The following is a 16,599-nucleotide window of genomic DNA, read 5'->3' as shown; positions in this document are numbered from 1 at the left end:
AGGCTCCGGCCCCAGCCATCGAGGTGGAAATCGTCGAAGACGATGGCGACTGGTCGCGCGTGGAGGGTCTCGACGGCCTCATCCACAGCGCCGCCAAAACCGCGTTCGAGCGAGCGGCCGAAGGCCATCAAACCGCCATCGTATCACTCGCTTTATCCTCAGATGCCATCGTCGCCGAACTCAACGAGCGCTTCCGCGGAAAAGCTAAGCCCACGAATGTATTGTCTTTTCCGGCAGGCGACGGCGGCCTCGACGGCCAACTCGGCGATATCATCATCGCCTTGGAAACCGTGGAGCGCGAAGCGGACGAACAAGGCATTTCCTTCGAACACCACCTGCAGCATCTGGTAGTGCATGGCGTCCTCCATCTTTTAGGCTATGATCACGAGACAACAGCCGACGCGGAACGCATGGAAGCCCTTGAAATTGAAATACTTTCGAAATTGGGCATTGCAAATCCCTACACGGGGTCGCTGGAAACCGGTAACATTGATTGACCGGGCTCCCACCCATGGCCATGACCGAAAACCCACATAAGACAGTGTCTGACACCTTAGACGACCATAGTCAGCTCGCCGGCGCCAACGGCTGGCTGCAGGCGCTCCGTGCGCGGCTCGGCCTCGTGGTCCCGCAAAACGTCCGCGATGCGCTTGAAGGCGCACTGAAGACCGGCACGTCAGCGAACTTTACCGATGCCGAACGCAAGATGCTCGAGCGGCTCCTCCGCTTCGGCTCGAGCCGTGTGGCCTCGCTGATGATTCCGCGCGCAGACATCACGGCGCTCGACGAAGACGAGCCGATTTCCGAACTTCTGCAAACCTTTAACGAGGCGGGCGTCTCGCGCATTCCGCTGTTCCGCGAAACGCTCGACGATCCGCGCGGCATGATCCACATCAAGGACGTGCTGCGCTGGCTGATGGCCGAAGCAACGGGCCAACCGCTGAAGAGCGCCAAGACCGATCCTGAAGCCGAGAAGCCTCAAATCAGCCAGTTCGATCTCAGAAGCGTGGATCTGAGCCGGCCGATCACAACGGTGAAGATCCGCCGTCAGATCCTGTACGTGCCGCCATCAATGCCCGCGGTCGATCTGCTGATCCGCATGCAATCGACGCGCATCCACATGGCTCTGGTCGTTGATGAATACGGCGGCACCGACGGTCTCGTCACCATCGAGGACCTGGTCGAACAGGTCGTCGGCAACATCGAGGACGAGCACGACGACGCTGAGGAAACCAACATCGTCGTCGATCCCAAGCTCGGCATTGTCGCCGTCGCGCGCACGCCGATCGAAGAACTCGAAAAGCACCTTGATGTGAAGCTCGTGCCCGAAGACGAGGAGCACGATGTCGATACCATCGGCGGGCTGATCTTCTCGATGCTGGGCCGCGTACCGGCACGCGGCGAGCTCATCCGGCATCCGAGCGGCGTCGAATTCGAGGTTCTGGACGCCGATCCCCGGCGCGTGAAAAAGCTCAAGGTGCATCCGCCGCGTCCACCCGCGATCAACACGAAGTCGCTGCCTGAAACGCCCAAGGCGTGATGGACGCTAAAGCCGAACATCCCTCACTGATCGCGAGCGCTCGCGCCTGGATCGTCACGGTAAGTGGCTGGAAACGGGCGCTCATCGCGATGGCTGCGGGTGGCCTGTCCGCGCTGGCCTTCGCCCCGTTCTTCGCCTTTCCCATCCTGTTTCTGACGCTGCCCGTCTTTGTCTGGCTGATCGACGGCAGCGCGAATTGGCGCCGCGCCTTCAGCGCCGGATGGTTTTTCGGCTTCGGCTATTTCTTCTTCAACCTGTTCTGGATCGGCGAAGCCTTCCTTGTGGAGGCTGACAAGTTCGCCTGGCTTTTGCCCTTCGCAGTAACGCTCCTTCCAGCTGGATTGGCCCTCTTCTGGGGCGCGGCCGCCGCCGTAGCCCGCCTGTTCTGGAGCGAAGGCTTTAGCCGGCTGCTCATCTTCGCCGTCGTGCTGAGCGTTGCTGAATACCTGCGCGGCCACGTCTTGACGGGCTTCCCCTGGAACTTGGTCGGGTACGCTCTGACCTACCCTCTGCCATTGATGCAGAGCGCGGCGCTCTTCGGCGCCTACGGCCTGACCGCGATTGCGCTGTTTATCTTCCCAGCGCCGCTGGTGGTCTTGGGCGACGCCCGCAAGCCGCTTTCGCTCGGATCAATACTCAAAGCCACTGCTCTCGCCGCAATCCCGGTTGCCCTCCTCTTCGGCTATGGCGCATGGCGCCTGCAGGCGCCGCAATCCTTCGTCTCCGATGTGAAACTCCGGATTGTTCAGCCGAGCGTGCCGCAGCGCGAAAAATGGATGGCGCAGTATCAGCGCCGTATCTTCGACGACCACATCGCGCTTTCGCTCGCGAACCCGAGCGGTGAAAAGGATTCGCTCGCCGGGATCACGCACCTTGTCTGGCCCGAAGCGGCGATGCCGTTCTTCCCGCTCGAAGCTCCCGTCGCGCTCGACATTCTTGCCAACATTCTGCCGCCCGGCACGACGCTGATCACCGGCGCTCTGCGCCACGATCCGTCTCCCGCCGCTGGCGAAGCGATCTCGCCCGAGACCCGCACGCTCAACAGCATCCTCGTGCTGAACGAACGGGCCGAGCCGGTGGCCACCTATGACAAGATCAATCTCGTCCCCTTCGGCGAGTTCGTGCCGTGGGAGAACGCGCTTTCCACCATCGGCATCGAAAAGCTGACGCATGGCCGGGGCTCCTTCGCGGCTGGACCGGTGCCGCGCCCGCTGATGACCATCCCCGGTCTGCCGCCTGCCCTAGGCCTCGTGTGCTATGAGGCACTTTTCCCCGGAAACATTGTTCAACAATCCGCAAGGCCCGGCGTATTGCTCAATGTGACGAATGACGGCTGGTTCGGTGAATCGACCGGCCCCTACCAGCACTTCCATCAGTCGCGCATTCGGGCCGTTGAAGAAGGCGCACCGCTTATAAGAGCAGCAAACAATGGCATTTCCGCCGTGGTCGATCCCTACGGCCGCGCGCTTCAGACACTCGGATTGAACGTTCGCGGATCGCTCGATAGTGCGCTTCCGGAGGCCATATCGCCCCCACTATATGCTCAGTTCGGTGAATGGTTATTTCTGCTCATTCTCGCGAGTTTTGCGGGCATTGCGGTCCTTCTTCGAAAAGAATCGCGTTAATCAATGTGTTGCAGTCAACTTGTCGCGGCGATGCTCAAACGTTGACGCCCGTCGCGCGCGCACCTAGGAAGTGCATAGCCTTTCTCAATGGGAACTGGTGGCTGTACGCGTGATGGTGAACGAAATATCGATTGAAGACGAAGCAAGCGAAGAAACGCCGAAAGGCTCGCGACGCGCAAATCCGATGGATGTCCATGTCGGCTCGCGCGTCAGGCTGCGGCGCATGCTCTTAGGGATGAGCCAGGAAAAACTTGGCGAACATCTCGGACTGACATTCCAGCAAGTCCAGAAGTACGAGAAGGGTGTCAATCGCATCGGCGCGAGCCGGCTGTTCGATCTCGCTCGTGTTCTGGGTGTGCCCGTCCAGTTCTTCTACGACGAAGCACCCTCGGGCGCGCAGGCGGCAAGCGTGGCGATGCCGGGCTTTGCCGAAACACAACCCGACGAAACCTACGTCGTCGATTTTCTGGGAACGCGCGAAGGGCTCGAGTTGAACAAGGCGTTCGCTCGCATATCTGAGCCCAAGGTGCGCCGCTCGATCGTCGATCTCGTGCGCGCGCTCGCGGGTGAAGAAGGCTGAAGCCAGGGCTTCGCGGTATTCGCTGTTGCCTCTTGTTTGGCAGAAGGGTCGCTAGGTCGCGGCCCGTTTAGCGAACATCGGGACGCTCCGGCTTGACCGAATCCATCAACATTGCGACAAACCGGCGCTTTTAGAGCGGGTCCGGGTCGCTGACAACAACGTCAACCGGCGACGATCGCCGAGACCTAATTTCTCAACACGGGGGCCACAGTGGCGCGCAAGTCCTTCCTATTCACGAGTGAGTCCGTCTCCGAAGGCCACCCGGACAAAGTCTGCGATCGCATCTCCGATGAAGTCGTTGACGCATTCTATCGCGAAGGCGCGAAAGAAGGCCTCGATCCCTGGAGCATCCGCGCCGCCTGCGAAACGCTGGCGACCACCAACCGCGTCGTCATCGCCGGCGAATCCCGCGGTCCCAAAGGCGTGACCGTCGCCGCCATCGAGGAACTGACGCGCGCCGCCATCAAGGACATCGGCTACGAGCAGGATGGCTTCCACTGGGCGAACTGCAATATCGAAGTTCTGCTCCACTCGCAGTCGGCCGACATCGCAGCCGGCGTCGATGCCAAGCAGCCGTCGAACCAGGAAGAAGGCGCCGGCGACCAGGGCATTATGTTCGGCTACGCCTGCAACGAAACGCCGGAATTGATGCCGGCCCCGATCTATTACGCCCACAAGATTCTGCGCGATCTCGCCATCGACCGGAAAGCCAAAAAGGGCGATGCCGCCAAGCTCGGGCCCGACGCCAAGAGCCAGGTGACCGTTCGCTACGAGAACGGCAAACCGGTCGGCGTCACGCAAATCGTCGTCTCGCACCAGCACATCGTCGAAGACCTGAGCTCGCGCCAGGTTCGTGAAATCGTCGAGCCCTACGTCCGCGCGGCGCTTCCCGAAGGCTGGATCAGCAACGACACCATCTGGCACATCAACCCGACCGGTAAATTCTTCATCGGCGGCCCCGATGGCGACACTGGCCTCACCGGCCGCAAAATCATCGTCGATACCTACGGCGGCGCAGCGCCCCACGGCGGCGGCGCGTTCTCCGGCAAGGACCCGACGAAGGTTGACCGCTCGGCAGCCTACGCGGCGCGCTACCTCGCCAAGAACGTCGTCGCGGCGAGCATCGCCGACCGCTGCACGATCCAGCTGTCCTACGCCATCGGCGTCGCGAAGCCGCTGTCGATCTACGTCGACACCCACGGCACGAGCAAAGTCGATGAAGCCGCGATCGAAAAGGCGCTCAGTGAAGTCATGGACCTGACGCCGCGTGGCATCCGCAGCCATCTCGACTTGAACAAGCCGATCTATTCCCGCACCTCCGCCTACGGCCATTTCGGCCGCCCGGCTGATGCGGACGGCGGCTTCTCGTGGGAGAAGACGGACCTTGCCGCCAAGATCGCCAAGGCCGTTTCCTAACTCAAACGAGCCTGGCCTGTGAAATACAAAGGCGGCTGCGCAAACGGCCGCCTTTCCTTTTTGAGTGATGTAACGCGCCAATGCCGGCCGACGACGAGCACGAACTGAGATCATTTGGACGGCGGCGCGGGCGCAAGCCGAGCGCGCGTCAGGCCACGCTGTTGAGCGAGGATCTGCCGCGCCTTGCCGTCGATCCGAAGCACCTGCCCGAGGGCTTCAGGCAAACCTGGCTCGAGATCGGCTTCGGCGGCGGCGAGCACCTTCTCTGGCAGGCGCGCCACAACCCGGACGTCTCCCTGATCGGCTGCGAACCCTTCGAAGACGGCGTGATCAAGGTCCTGACCTCCATCACCGAAGAGAAGCTCCAGAACATCCGCATACACATGGATGACGTGCGCCAGATTTTGAAAGAGATGGCGCCGGCTTCGATCGACCGCGCCTTCATCCTCTTCCCGGACCCTTGGCCGAAGCGAAAGCACCGCAAGCGCCGGCTGGTTAATTCTTCACTACTAAAGCTGTTGGCGGGCGTTATGAAACCCGGCGCGGAACTCCGCATCGGCACCGACATAGGCGATTATGCTCGCACGATGCTTGAAGCTTTTGCGACGGAACCGGCCTTCGTCTGGCAGGCATCAAGCCCCGCCGACTGGCGCGAGCGCCCCCTCGATTGGCCCGAAACGCGCTATGAGGCGAAAGCCGTTCGCGAGGGCCGGCGCCGCTATTATTTGCGTTTTCTGCGGCGATAGCCGTCAGCGAGCCTTGCGCTAAACCGCAATCTCGCCTATCTAGCTCCTATCCCAATAAAACGACGATCCGAAAGAGAGTGGACCGCAAGGCCCGCTCCGAACGAACTTTAGGAATAGCTTTGCAGGACACCATCGCCAACGACGCGGCATCACCTTCGGAACGAGGTTCCGATACCGTCCGCTTTTTGCGCGAGACCGGTCTTGCCGCCGACGTTGCAGCCATCGTCGAGCCGGTCCTCGAAGATCTGGGCTTTCGCCTCGTTCGCGTGAAAATCCAAGGCGAGGGGCGCGATCGCAGCCTCCAGCTGATGGCCGAGCGGCCCGACGGTTCGATCACGGTCGATGACTGCGAGGCAATTTCCAAAGCCGTCTCGCCCGTTCTCGACGTCGCCGATCCCGTCTCGGGCGCCTATCGCCTCGAAGTCTCCTCGCCCGGCATCGATCGTCCGCTCGTTCGCCCGAGCGATTTCGAAGATTGGTCCGGACACGAAGCAAAGATCGAACTCACCGAGCCGATCGAAGGCCGCAAGCGGTTCAAAGGCGTGCTCGAAGGTTTCGAGGACGGCGAAGTCCGCCTCACGACCGATACCGGCCAGCATGGCATTCAGCATTTGGGCCTGCCCGTTCACCTCATCGCGGACGCCAAGCTCGTGCTGACCGATGAACTCATTCGCGAAGCACTGCAACGCGCCAAAGAACGCCATTCCACGCGGCCCGGCGACGGTGCCGAACTCGACGAAGACGACCTGGAGGATTGACCTATGGCCATGGCAGGCATCAGTGCCAACCGGCTCGAGCTTCTGCAAATCGCAGACGCCGTCGCGCGCGAGAAGACGATCGACAAGAAGATTGTCATCGAGGCGATGGAAGACGCGATCCAAAAGGCCGCGAAGTCGCGCTATGGCGCCGAGAACGATATCCGCTGCGAGATCGATCCCAAGACCGGCGAAGCCAAGCTGACGCGCGTTCTCGCCGTCGTCGATGAAGTCGAGAACGACGCGACGCAGATCACCGTCGAAGATGCTAAGAAGCGCAATCCGGACGCCAAGGCCGGCGACATGATCGCCGAAACGCTCCCGCCGCTGGAATTCGGCCGAGTCGCTGCTCAGAACGCCAAGCAGGTCATCGTCCAGAAGGTCCGCGAAGCCGAACGCGACCGCCAGTTCTCCGAATTCAAGGACCGCACCGGCGACGTCATCAATGGCACCGTGAAGCGCGTCGAATACGGCAACGTCATCGTCGATCTCGGCCGCGCCGAGGGCATCATCCGCCGCGACGAAATGATTCCGCGCGAAAACGTTCGCCTCGGCGACCGCATCCGCGCTTACATCTACGAAGTCCGCCGTGAACAGCGCGGCCCGCAGATCTTCCTGACGCGCGCCCGCCCCGAATTCATGTCGATGCTGTTCCGCGCTGAAGTTCCCGAGATCTATGACGGCGTCGTCGAGATCAAGTCGGTCGCTCGCGATCCTGGCAGCCGCGCGAAAATCGCGGTTATCTCGAAGGATTCTTCGATTGATCCCGTTGGCGCCTGTGTCGGTATGCGCGGCGCGCGCGTGCAGGCCGTCGTCAACGAGCTGCAGGGCGAGAAGGTCGACATCATCCAGTGGAACCCGGACGCGGCGAGCTTCATCGTCAACGCCCTGGCGCCCGCTGAAGTCACGAAGGTCGTGCTCGACGAAGATTCAAACCGCATTGAAGTCGTCGTTCCCGAAGCGCAGCTGTCGCTCGCGATCGGCCGCCGCGGCCAGAACGTGCGTCTGGCTTCGCAGCTGACCGGCTGGGACATCGACATCTTGACCGAGCAGGAAGAGAGCGAGCGACGCCAGAAGGAATTCGCCGAGCGCACGCAGCTCCTCATGGATTCGCTCGATGTCGATGAAGTCATCGCACAGCTTCTCGTGACCGAAGGCTTCGCCACGATCGAAGAAGTTGCATACGTCGATCTTGGCGAAATCGCCCACATCGAAGGCTTCGACGAGAATACCGCCGAACAGATCCAGAGCCGCGCCCGCGAATATCTCGAGCAGCAGGAAGCTGATCGCGATGCCAAGCGCCGCGAATTGGGCGTGGCCGACGAGCTGGCCGAAATCCCCGGCATCACCACCGCAATGATGGTGGCGCTCGGCGAGAACGGCATCAAAACCGTCGAAGACTTTGCCGACTGCGCGACCGACGAACTCGTCGGCTGGACCGAGCGCAAGAAGGACAAGGAAAAGGACGGTGGTGGAGAACGCCACAAGGGCATCCTCGATGGCTTCGAGCTGTCGCGCACGGATGTTGAGAACATGATCATGGCCGCGCGCGTTCACGCCGGCTGGATCAAAGCTGAAGATCTCGAAAAGCCCGCTGAAACCGACGAAACCGAAGCTGCCGAAACCGGCGGCGTCGGCGCCGAAGGCTAACGGGAATGTCCGGAGAGGCAACAAACGCGCGTGATGGTGAAGCGGCAAAATCGGTCTACGAGGGATCGGGCGGAGCAAGGCTCCGAGTCTGGTTCCGAGCGGCTGTGCGCCGTCACGCGGCAGGCGCTTGATCCGGCAAATCTGATCCGCTTCGCTTTGTCGCCGGACGGGATCGTCGTGCCCGATCTTGACCGGCGTTTGCCCGGCCGCGGTGTCTGGGTGGGCTGCGACAGGCGTCTCGTGGAAAAGGCGGTGGCGACACACGCCTTCTCGAAAAGTCTTAAAGTTAAGGCTGAAGCCCCTGCAGACCTTGCAGAACGGGTAGATGATCTTATCGTTAAGCGCGTGTCCGGAACGCTATCCCTTGCTAATAAGGCGGGGTTGGTAATTGCCGGATTTGAAAAGATTTACGCAGCCCTGGAGAAGGGCCCGGTAAGAGCAGTACTCCATGGCACGGATGCGGCCCTCGACGGCCGCTCGAAGATTGACCGGAAATACCGGGCAATTCAGGCCAGCCGGGGCGCTCCTGCGGCAATCGTCGACGTTCTGACCATTGCGCAAATGAGCTTGGCCATTGGCCGGGGAAGTGTGGTACATGCTGCCCTCATACCCGGAGGACTGTCAGATCGGTTTCTGGAGGAAGCGGAGCGGCTTCTGCGCTACCGGTCTACTGCGATTGAGGCCAGCCCCGTGGCCGATGAAGAATTTTCTGAACTATCTAGCTGAGAGGCTGAACGGATAACGCATGACGGATTCGAACGACCAGACCGATAAGACCATCCGGGTCGGAGCGCGCAAGCCGCTGTCGCTGCAGCGAACGGTCGAGTCTGGCCATGTGCGGCAGAACTTTAGCCACGGACGCTCCAAGTCTGTGGTGGTCGAAAAGAAGAAGACGAGGAAGCTCGGCGGCGAAGGCGAGCCCGCGAATGCTCCCACATCGGCGGCGCCTGCTGAGAGACCCGCACCTTCGCGGATCTCGCCGCAACCGACCCATCCGCAGCCCAATCCCAATGAGCGATCGGCGGCCGCTGGCCGCGTCCTCTCCAACGAGGAACGCGCCGCACGCGAGCGAGCACTTGCCGCTGCACGTGCCGACGATCAGAACCGTCCAGCCGAAGTCGAACCTGTTCGCTTCGAGCCGGTCGTGCGTCCGCCCGAGCCGCAGCCGCGCGCTGAGGCCAAGCCGCAGCAGCCCGCGCCGAGCGAGCCCGCGGCCGCCACGCCGCCGCCTGCAGCTGCCGCACCGGCACCTGCGCCGCAAGCAACACCGGCGCCGTCCGCGCCCGCTGCTCGCGACAACCGCGATCATAACGCTCCGCAGCGTGAGCATCGTCGCGATAGCGGCCCTGCCCCGTCGCCGCGTGGCGACAGCGGCCGTCCGCAATTCCAAAGATCGCCGAGCCGCCCGATCAACACCACGTACATGTCACGCGGTGAAGCCGGCCGTCCGCGCGAGATCGAGCTGCCGACGCCCGCGCGCCGTGGCGCACCCGCGGCCGATGCAACAGCAATCGAGAAGCCGACGCGTCCCGTCAGGCCGCCCGTCGTTGCACGCGAGCAGGTCGAAGAGGACGATCGCGTCAAGCGCGGCCCCGGCGGCGTCAAGATTCCGCGTCCCGCCGTCAAGGTTCAGGACGATGGCCGCCAGCGTCAGAAGCTGACGATCACGAACTTCGATCGCGAAGCTCAGGTCCGTTCGCTGGCCTCCCTCAAGCGTAAGCGCGAGAAGGAAAAGCTGAAGGCCATGGGCATTCAGCAGCCGCGCGAGAAGATCGCCCGCGAAGTCATCATTCCTGAAGCCATTACCATTCAGGAACTTTCGAACCGTATGGCCGAACGCGCCGTCGACCTCATCAAGTACCTGATGCAGCAAGGCGCGATGCATAAGATTACCGACGTCTTGGACACCGATACGGCAGAGCTCATCGTTCAAGAGTTCGGCCATACGCCCAAGCGGGTTTCCGAAGCCGACGTCGAAATCGGTTTCGTTGGCGAAAAGGCCGGCGACGAAACTGCTTCCGAGCATCGCGCTCCTGTCGTCACGATCATGGGCCACGTCGACCACGGCAAGACGTCGTTGCTCGATGCGATCCGTTCGACGAACGTCGTGTCAGGTGAAGCCGGTGGCATCACGCAGCACATCGGCGCCTATCAGGTGACGGCGCCCAGCGGCGACAAGATCACGTTCATCGACACGCCAGGCCACGAAGCCTTCTCAGCGATGCGTGCGCGCGGCGCCAAGGTGACGGACATCGTCGTGCTGGTGGTCGCAGCTGACGACGGCGTCATGCCGCAGACGGTGGAGGCGATCAATCACGCCAAGGCCGCCAAGGTGCCGATCATCGTCGCGATCAACAAGATCGACAAACCGCAGGCCGATCCCAATCGCGTCCGTACCGAATTGCTGTCGCACGAGATCGTCGTCGAAAGCATGGGTGGCGACACGCTCGAGGTTCCGGTCTCCGCGTTGAAGCGCACCAACCTGGACAAGCTGCTCGAAGCGATCCATCTGCAGGCCGAAATTCTCGACCTTCGCGCCAACCCGGCGCGTACCGCAGAGGGCGTCGTCATCGAAGCCAAGCTCGAGCGCGGCCGGGGCCCTGTCGGCACCGTTCTCGTTCAGCGCGGCACGCTCCACGTCGGCGACATCATGGTGGCCGGCATGGCGTGGGGACGCGTCCGCGCGCTCCTCAACGACCACGGCCAGAACATCCAGTCGGCAGGTCCCTCGGTTCCTGTCGAAGTGCTGGGCTTTGACTCCGCCCCCGAAGCCGGCGACCAGTTCGCCGTCGTCGAGAACGAGGCACGCGCCCGCGAGCTGACCGATTATCGCGTCAGAAAGCGCCGCGAGACCTTGGGCTCGGCCGGAACGAAGAGCTCGCTCGAGCAGATGATGCAGCAGCTCAAGGACGCAGGCCGGAAGGAATTCCCGCTCGTCGTCAAGGGCGACGTGCAGGGCTCGCTCGAGGCCATCGTTGGGTCTTTGAAGAAAGTCGGCAACGACGAAGTCGAAGCTCGCCTCGTGCATACGGGCGTCGGCGGCATCACCGAATCCGATATCGCGCTTGCCGCGGCGGCCAAGGCCGTCGTCATCGGCTTCAACGTCCGCGCCAACGCGCAGGCGAAGCAGGCTGCTGACGCTCAGGGCGTCGAAATCCGCTATTACAACATCATCTACGATCTCGTGGATGAGGTGAAGGCGGCGATGTCGGGCCTCCTCGCTCCGACGAAGCGCGAAATCTTCCTCGGCTACGCTACGATCAAGCAGGTCTTCAACATCACGAAGGCTGGCAAGGTCGCAGGTTGCGTCGTCACCGAAGGCAAGGTCGAACGTGGCGCCAAGGTTCGTCTGCTGCGCGACAACGTCGTCATCCACGAAGGTACGCTGGCAATCCTCAAGCGTTTCAAGGACGACGTCAAAGAAGTCACTGCCGGTCAGGAATGCGGTATGTCCTTCGCGAACTACCAGGACATCCGCGAAGGCGACCAGATCGAGTGCTTCCAGGTCGAGACGATCGCGAGAAAGCTCTAATCGCTCAATGAATGGGCCAGCCGTGGGATTGATTCCGCGGCTGGTCCCTCTCACAAGCAACCGCGCACGCTTCGCTCGCGAGAGCGGAAGTGTTTGTTCCATTCGAATGTAAGAGGCCGCGCGCGGTCCCATCCCGTGCCGGAATAACAATGACGAGAAAGTCCCCATCCACCGGCGCCAAGGCGCCGTCGCAGCGCATGCTGCGCATCGGTGAACTCATCCGCCACAAGTTGTCCGAAATGCTCGCCCGTGGAGACATCCACGACGATGTGCTGGCGTCTCACGTCATCACCATTCCGGAAGTGCGCATGACGCCGGATCTGAAACTCGCGACCGTCTACGTCATGCCGCTCGGCGGCAACGACGTGCGGCCGGTCATCGACGCTTTGGCGCGGAACAAGAAGTACATCCGCACCGAAGTCGCCAAAACACTCAATCTCCGTTACGCGCCCGATCTTCGCTTCCGCGAAGACGAGACATTCGAGGAAGCGACGCGCATCGACCGTCTCCTCGATAGCGAACGCGTTCGTCAGGATACCCAGAAGAAATAAGATGGCACGACGTAAAAAAGGCAACGCCGTTCACGGCTGGCTCGTCCTGGACAAGCCGATCAACATGACCTCGACACAAGCCGTCGCCGCCGTGCGCCGCGCCTTCAACGCCCAGAAAGCCGGGCATTCGGGAACGTTGGATCCGCTCGCGACCGGCATCCTTCCGATCGCACTCGGCGAAGGCACGAAAACCGTCTCCTTCGCAGTCGACGGCGAGAAGGCCTACCGCTTCACGGTTCGCTGGGGCGCCGAGACCGACACCGACGACACCGAAGGCGCCGTCACGAAGACGAGCGACAATCGCCCTGCCCGCGCCGACATCGAAGCGCTGCTGCCGCGCTTCCACGGCGAGATCATGCAGGCGCCGCCCGCCTACTCGGCGATCAAGATTGCCGGCGAACGCGCCTACGATCTGGCACGCAGCGGCGAGACGGTCGTCATCGAACCACGACCCGTTTTCATCGATAGCCTGACGCTCGTCGACATGCCCGATGAAGCAACGAGCGTCTTCGAGGCCCGCTGCGGCAAGGGCACGTATGTACGCGCACTCGCCCGCGATATGGGCCGCCTCCTGGGTTGCTTCGGCCACGTGATCTCACTCCGCCGTACGCAGGTGGGCCCCTTCGACGAGAGCCGCGCCGTCTCGCTGGACGACCTGCTGGCGGCAGCCGAAACGGGTGATCCGGGCGAGGTCGCGAAATACCTCCTCCCCGTAGAATCCGCGCTGGCCGACCTGCCGGAACTGCTCGTCTCCCAAAGCGATGCCGCAACGCTGGCACGTGGCCAGACGGTGCTGATCCGCGGCCGCGACGCGCCGATCCTCTCGGGGCCGGCATATGCGACCTCGAAGGGCCGGCTGATCGCGCTCGGGGAGCTGGCAAAGGGCGCGCTCCACCCGACACGCGTGTTCAATCTCGGCTAGGGCTAGGCCTCGGAGTTAAAGCTCTGAATCCTCTGTATTATTTCGTGCAGAAACTAAACTCGCCTTTGCCGGTCATTCGTGTATAAGTAGCCCATCCGCGCGGGCCCTGTTTCCGCGCGGCTTTCGTTTGCGACCCCGCTGGACGACATCCCGGCCGTGGCCGCTTTCTTTAAACTCCAAATCCGAAAGGAGCATTCGATGTCGCAAGTAGCACCACACCGTCGTGTGGCGAAGACGGCCATCATCCAGGACAACGCGACGAAGGCCAACGATACCGGCTCGCCGGAAGTTCAGATCGCCGTGCTTACGCACCGCATCAACGAACTGACCGAGCACTTCAAGACCCACAAAAAAGACAACCATTCGCGCCGTGGCCTTCTCAAGATGGTGAGCCAGCGCCGTCAGCTGCTCGACTACGTGAAGGCGAAGGACAACGCGCGTTACCAGAAGATCATTGAGAAGAACGGCATCCGCCGTTAATCGCGCTCATTTCAGCGCGTCTTGCAGGGCGGCCCCAATGGCCAGTCACACGCATCGATGAACAAGAAAGCCGCCGGCGCTACCGTTGCGCCGGCGCCTCCAAGCGCTCGTCCGGTATGAGGCCGGCGAGCTGACCGACCGACAGAAAAGCGAAAACGAAAGATTGAACATGTTTGACATCCATCGCGTCGAAATTGACTGGGGTGGCCGAAAGCTGAAGCTGGAGACCGGCCACTACGCCCGCCAGGCTGACGCAGCAGTCATGGCGCAATACGGCGACACCACAGTGCTGGCGACCGTTGTTGGCGCCCGCGCGGCCAAGCCCGGAATCGATTTTTTCCCCCTTACTGTAAATTATCAGGAACGCACGTACGCTGCTGGCAAGATCCCTGGCGGCTATTTCAAGCGTGAAGGCCGCCCGAGCGAAAAAGAGACGCTCACGTCTCGCCTGATCGACCGTCCGATCCGCCCGCTGTTCGTCGAAGGCTTCAAGAACGAGACGCAGGTTGTCGTCACCGTTCTCTCGCACGACCTCGAAAACGATCCCGACATCTTGGGCATGGTCGCCGCTTCCGCAGCGCTGACGCTGTCTGGCCTGCCATTCCTCGGACCCATCGCCGGCGCCCGCGTCGGCCTCATCAACAACGAGTTCGTCCTGAACCCGATGATCGATGAGATGAAGGACAGCGCTCTCGATCTCGTCGTTGCCGGCACCAACGATGCCGTGATGATGGTTGAATCGGAAGCCCAGGAGCTGCCCGAGCAGCAGATGCTCGAAGCCGTCATGTTCGGCCACAAGCACATGCAGCCCGTCATCCAGGCGATCATCAAGCTCGCCGAAAAGGCCGCCAAGGAACCGTGGGACATCAAGATCCCCGACAAGGCGAAGTACGCCGAAGAAGTGAAGAAGGTTGCCGAGGCGACCCTCAAGGAAGCTTTCTCTACGAAGGAAAAGGGCAAGCGCCAGGATCTCGTCGCTCAGGCCAAGAAGGCCGTCAGCGAAGCAATCGCCATTCCGGCCGACAATCCCGACGAGAAGGTCCTCCTCACGGACGCCTTCAAGTCGCTCGAGATGGACATCATGCGTGGCGACGTCTTGAAGACGAAGCGGCGCATCGACGGACGCGACCTGAAGACGGTCCGCCCGATCCTTTCGGAAGTTCACGTCCTGCCGCGCACGCACGGCTCGGCCCTCTTCACGCGTGGCGAGACGCAGGCGCTTGTCGTCGCGACGCTCGGCACCGGTGAAGACGAGCAGTTCGTCGACAGCCTCGAAGGCACGAAGAAAGAGCGCTTCCTGCTGCATTACAACTTCCCGCCATACTCGGTCGGTGAAGTTGGCCGTATGGGCTCGCCCGGCCGCCGCGAAATCGGCCACGGCAAGCTCGCCTGGCGCGCCATCCGTCCGATGCTGCCGCCGCAGGAAGAGTTCCCCTACACGCTTCGCGTCGTCTCGGAGATCACCGAGTCGAACGGCTCGTCCTCGATGGCAACCGTCTGCGGCACCTCGCTGGCTCTGATGGACGCGGGCGTTCCGCTGAAGTCGCCGGTCGCCGGTATCGCGATGGGCCTGATCAAGGAAGGCGATGAGTTCGCCGTCCTCTCCGACATTCTCGGCGACGAAGATCACCTGGGCGACATGGACTTCAAGGTGGCCGGCACCGACAAGGGTGTCACGTCGCTGCAGATGGACATCAAGATCACGGGCATCACCGAAGAGATCATGCGCATCGCTCTCGAGCAGGCGCAGCAGGGTCGTCTCCACATCCTCGGCGAAATGTCGAAGGCTCTGACGGGTGCACGCACCGAACTCGGCGAGTACGCGCCGCGCATCGAAACGATCAAGATCCCGGTCGACAAGATCCGCGAAGTGATCGGTTCGGGCGGCTCGGTCATCCGCGAGATCGTTGCGGAATCGGGCGCCAAGATCGACATCGAAGACGACGGCACCGTGAAGATCGCCTCGGCAAATCGCGAGTCGATTGAAAAGGCCCTCGCCCGCATCCGCGGTATCACGTCCGAGCCTGAGGTCGGCCAGATCTACAAGGGCAAGGTCGTGAAGATCATGGAGTTCGGCGCATTCGTGAACTTCTTCGGCTCCAAGGACGGCCTCGTTCACATCTCGCAGCTGTCGCAGGGACGCCCTGAGACGGTCGGCGAAGTCGTGAAGGAAGGCCAGGATGTCTTCGTCAAGCTTCTGGGCTTCGACGATCGCGGCAAGACCCGCCTGTCGATGAAGATCGTCGATCAGACGACCGGTCAGGAAATTCCGCGCGCTGAAGGCGAGCCGGAAGAAGTCTTTGAAAGCCGCCCGCCCCGCCGTGAAGGTGGACGCGGTGGCGATCGCAATCGCGGCCCGCGCCGCGAACGCAGCTGAGACACCATTCTCTGAATTGAATAAAGCCGCCGGATCATCGATCCGGCGGCTTTTTTATTGCCCTATTGCGCTCAGGTCTTGCTCAGTACCACCAGCACTTGCCGTGCTTGCAGACGTGGTTCGTGCACTGCACGCGGCCGATCCCCTTGATATGCTTGTGATAGCCATGGAGGCCCTTCCGGCAGGTACGGTGCCAGAAGTGGGCTTGCTCAATGCTTGACTTCATTTCGCCGGCGCTCTTCAGCGCGCCGAGCGGTGCTGCCGTCGTCGCCATGCCTTGCGCCGCCGCGCCGAGCACGCCGGCCGCAATCACGGCTAACATGAGCGAAAACTTGCCTGTCATCGCTAAACTCCTCTCCCCTGGAGGCACACGCCTCTGACCAACTTTGAGGAGCAAACGCTAGCAGGAGCGAAAATCGGCCGCC

At 62.0% G+C, this 16,599-nt stretch carries 15 protein-coding genes; 14 read left to right on the top strand and 1 reads right to left on the bottom strand.

The window, feature by feature from the left end; genetic code table 11:
- Positions 1-23: 23 nt before the first annotated feature.
- The 14 genes from ybeY (at position 24) to pnp (ending at position 16,174) form a co-directional block, all read left to right on the top strand.
- Positions 24-497 carry an rRNA maturation RNase YbeY gene (ybeY, locus tag VFG26_RS06275; RefSeq protein ID WP_414653263.1) on the top strand — a complete coding sequence of 158 codons (474 nt, stop codon included), beginning with the start codon at positions 24-26 and terminating at the stop codon, positions 495-497.
- Between the two features lie 44 nt (positions 498-541).
- On the top strand, positions 542-1,540 hold the full coding sequence (locus tag VFG26_RS06270) for a hemolysin family protein (protein WP_325023354.1): 999 nt from the start codon (positions 542-544) through the stop codon (positions 1,538-1,540).
- The gene (lnt, locus tag VFG26_RS06265) at positions 1,540-3,165 is read left to right on the top strand and encodes an apolipoprotein N-acyltransferase (RefSeq protein ID WP_325023352.1); all 1,626 of its coding nucleotides are present in this window, start codon (positions 1,540-1,542) and stop codon (positions 3,163-3,165) included. The genes VFG26_RS06270 and lnt overlap by 1 nt, the downstream gene beginning before the upstream one ends.
- A 112-nt stretch (positions 3,166-3,277) precedes the next feature.
- The gene (locus VFG26_RS06260) at positions 3,278-3,745 is read left to right on the top strand and encodes a helix-turn-helix transcriptional regulator (RefSeq protein ID WP_325023492.1); all 468 of its coding nucleotides are present in this window, start codon (positions 3,278-3,280) and stop codon (positions 3,743-3,745) included.
- Positions 3,746-3,955: 210 nt separating this feature from the next.
- Complete coding sequence (metK, locus tag VFG26_RS06255) at positions 3,956-5,161, top strand: methionine adenosyltransferase (protein ID WP_325023350.1); 1,206 nt, start codon at positions 3,956-3,958, stop codon at positions 5,159-5,161.
- Positions 5,162-5,241: 80 nt separating this feature from the next.
- Positions 5,242-5,907, top strand: a complete 666-nt coding sequence (trmB, locus tag VFG26_RS06250; protein ID WP_325023348.1) for a tRNA (guanosine(46)-N7)-methyltransferase TrmB — start codon at positions 5,242-5,244, stop codon at positions 5,905-5,907.
- Between the two features lie 119 nt (positions 5,908-6,026).
- Entirely contained in the window at positions 6,027-6,665 is a 639-nt protein-coding gene (gene rimP / locus VFG26_RS06245) for a ribosome maturation factor RimP (protein WP_325023346.1), read from the top strand.
- Positions 6,666-6,668: 3 nt separating this feature from the next.
- On the top strand, positions 6,669-8,312 hold the full coding sequence (gene nusA / locus VFG26_RS06240; RefSeq protein ID WP_325023344.1) for a transcription termination factor NusA: 1,644 nt from the start codon (positions 6,669-6,671) through the stop codon (positions 8,310-8,312).
- Between the two features lie 33 nt (positions 8,313-8,345).
- Positions 8,346-9,038: an RNA-binding protein gene (locus VFG26_RS06235; protein WP_325023490.1), complete on the top strand. Its 693-nt coding sequence runs from the start codon at positions 8,346-8,348 to the stop codon at positions 9,036-9,038.
- A gap of 19 nt (positions 9,039-9,057) precedes the next feature.
- Positions 9,058-11,844, top strand: coding sequence for a translation initiation factor IF-2 (infB, locus tag VFG26_RS06230; RefSeq protein ID WP_325023342.1), 2,787 nt, complete (start codon positions 9,058-9,060; stop codon positions 11,842-11,844).
- Between the two features lie 149 nt (positions 11,845-11,993).
- A complete protein-coding gene (gene rbfA / locus VFG26_RS06225) occupies positions 11,994-12,395 on the top strand; it encodes a 30S ribosome-binding factor RbfA (protein ID WP_325023340.1) in 402 nt (133 codons plus the stop codon).
- A 1-nt stretch (position 12,396) separates the two neighbouring features.
- Positions 12,397-13,317, top strand: a complete 921-nt coding sequence (gene truB, locus VFG26_RS06220) for a tRNA pseudouridine(55) synthase TruB (RefSeq protein WP_325023338.1) — start codon at positions 12,397-12,399, stop codon at positions 13,315-13,317.
- Positions 13,318-13,515: 198 nt separating this feature from the next.
- Positions 13,516-13,797, top strand: a complete 282-nt coding sequence (gene rpsO / locus VFG26_RS06215; protein WP_325023336.1) for a 30S ribosomal protein S15 — start codon at positions 13,516-13,518, stop codon at positions 13,795-13,797.
- A 169-nt stretch (positions 13,798-13,966) separates the two neighbouring features.
- A complete protein-coding gene (gene pnp / locus VFG26_RS06210) occupies positions 13,967-16,174 on the top strand; it encodes a polyribonucleotide nucleotidyltransferase (protein ID WP_325023334.1) in 2,208 nt (735 codons plus the stop codon).
- 82 nt (positions 16,175-16,256) lie between these two features.
- Here the strand turns inward: pnp and VFG26_RS06205 are convergent, their stop codons facing one another.
- The gene (locus VFG26_RS06205) at positions 16,257-16,517 is read right to left on the bottom strand and encodes a hypothetical protein (protein WP_325023333.1); all 261 of its coding nucleotides are present in this window, start codon (positions 16,515-16,517) and stop codon (positions 16,257-16,259) included.
- Between the last annotated feature and the right edge of the window lie 82 nt (positions 16,518-16,599).

The organism is Hyphomicrobium sp., from assembly GCF_035687085.1.
GTDB lineage: Bacteria > Pseudomonadota > Alphaproteobacteria > Rhizobiales > Hyphomicrobiaceae > Hyphomicrobium_B.
This window is presented reverse-complemented; position numbering and strand designations above follow the sequence as displayed.

Coding starts and splice junctions, on each gene's coding strand:
- lnt (WP_325023352.1), top strand. CDS start 1,540: ATGGACGCTAAAGCCGAACATCCCTCACTGATCGCGAGCGCTCGCGCC.
- VFG26_RS06260 (WP_325023492.1), top strand. CDS start 3,278: ATGGTGAACGAAATATCGATTGAAGACGAAGCAAGCGAAGAAACGCCG.
- trmB (WP_325023348.1), top strand. CDS start 5,242: ATGCCGGCCGACGACGAGCACGAACTGAGATCATTTGGACGGCGGCGC.
- nusA (WP_325023344.1), top strand. CDS start 6,669: ATGGCCATGGCAGGCATCAGTGCCAACCGGCTCGAGCTTCTGCAAATC.
- VFG26_RS06235 (WP_325023490.1), top strand. CDS start 8,346: ATGGTGAAGCGGCAAAATCGGTCTACGAGGGATCGGGCGGAGCAAGGC.
- infB (WP_325023342.1), top strand. CDS start 9,058: ATGACGGATTCGAACGACCAGACCGATAAGACCATCCGGGTCGGAGCG.
- rbfA (WP_325023340.1), top strand. CDS start 11,994: ATGACGAGAAAGTCCCCATCCACCGGCGCCAAGGCGCCGTCGCAGCGC.
- truB (WP_325023338.1), top strand. CDS start 12,397: ATGGCACGACGTAAAAAAGGCAACGCCGTTCACGGCTGGCTCGTCCTG.
- rpsO (WP_325023336.1), top strand. CDS start 13,516: ATGTCGCAAGTAGCACCACACCGTCGTGTGGCGAAGACGGCCATCATC.
- pnp (WP_325023334.1), top strand. CDS start 13,967: ATGTTTGACATCCATCGCGTCGAAATTGACTGGGGTGGCCGAAAGCTG.
- VFG26_RS06205 (WP_325023333.1), bottom strand. CDS start 16,517: ATGACAGGCAAGTTTTCGCTCATGTTAGCCGTGATTGCGGCCGGCGTG.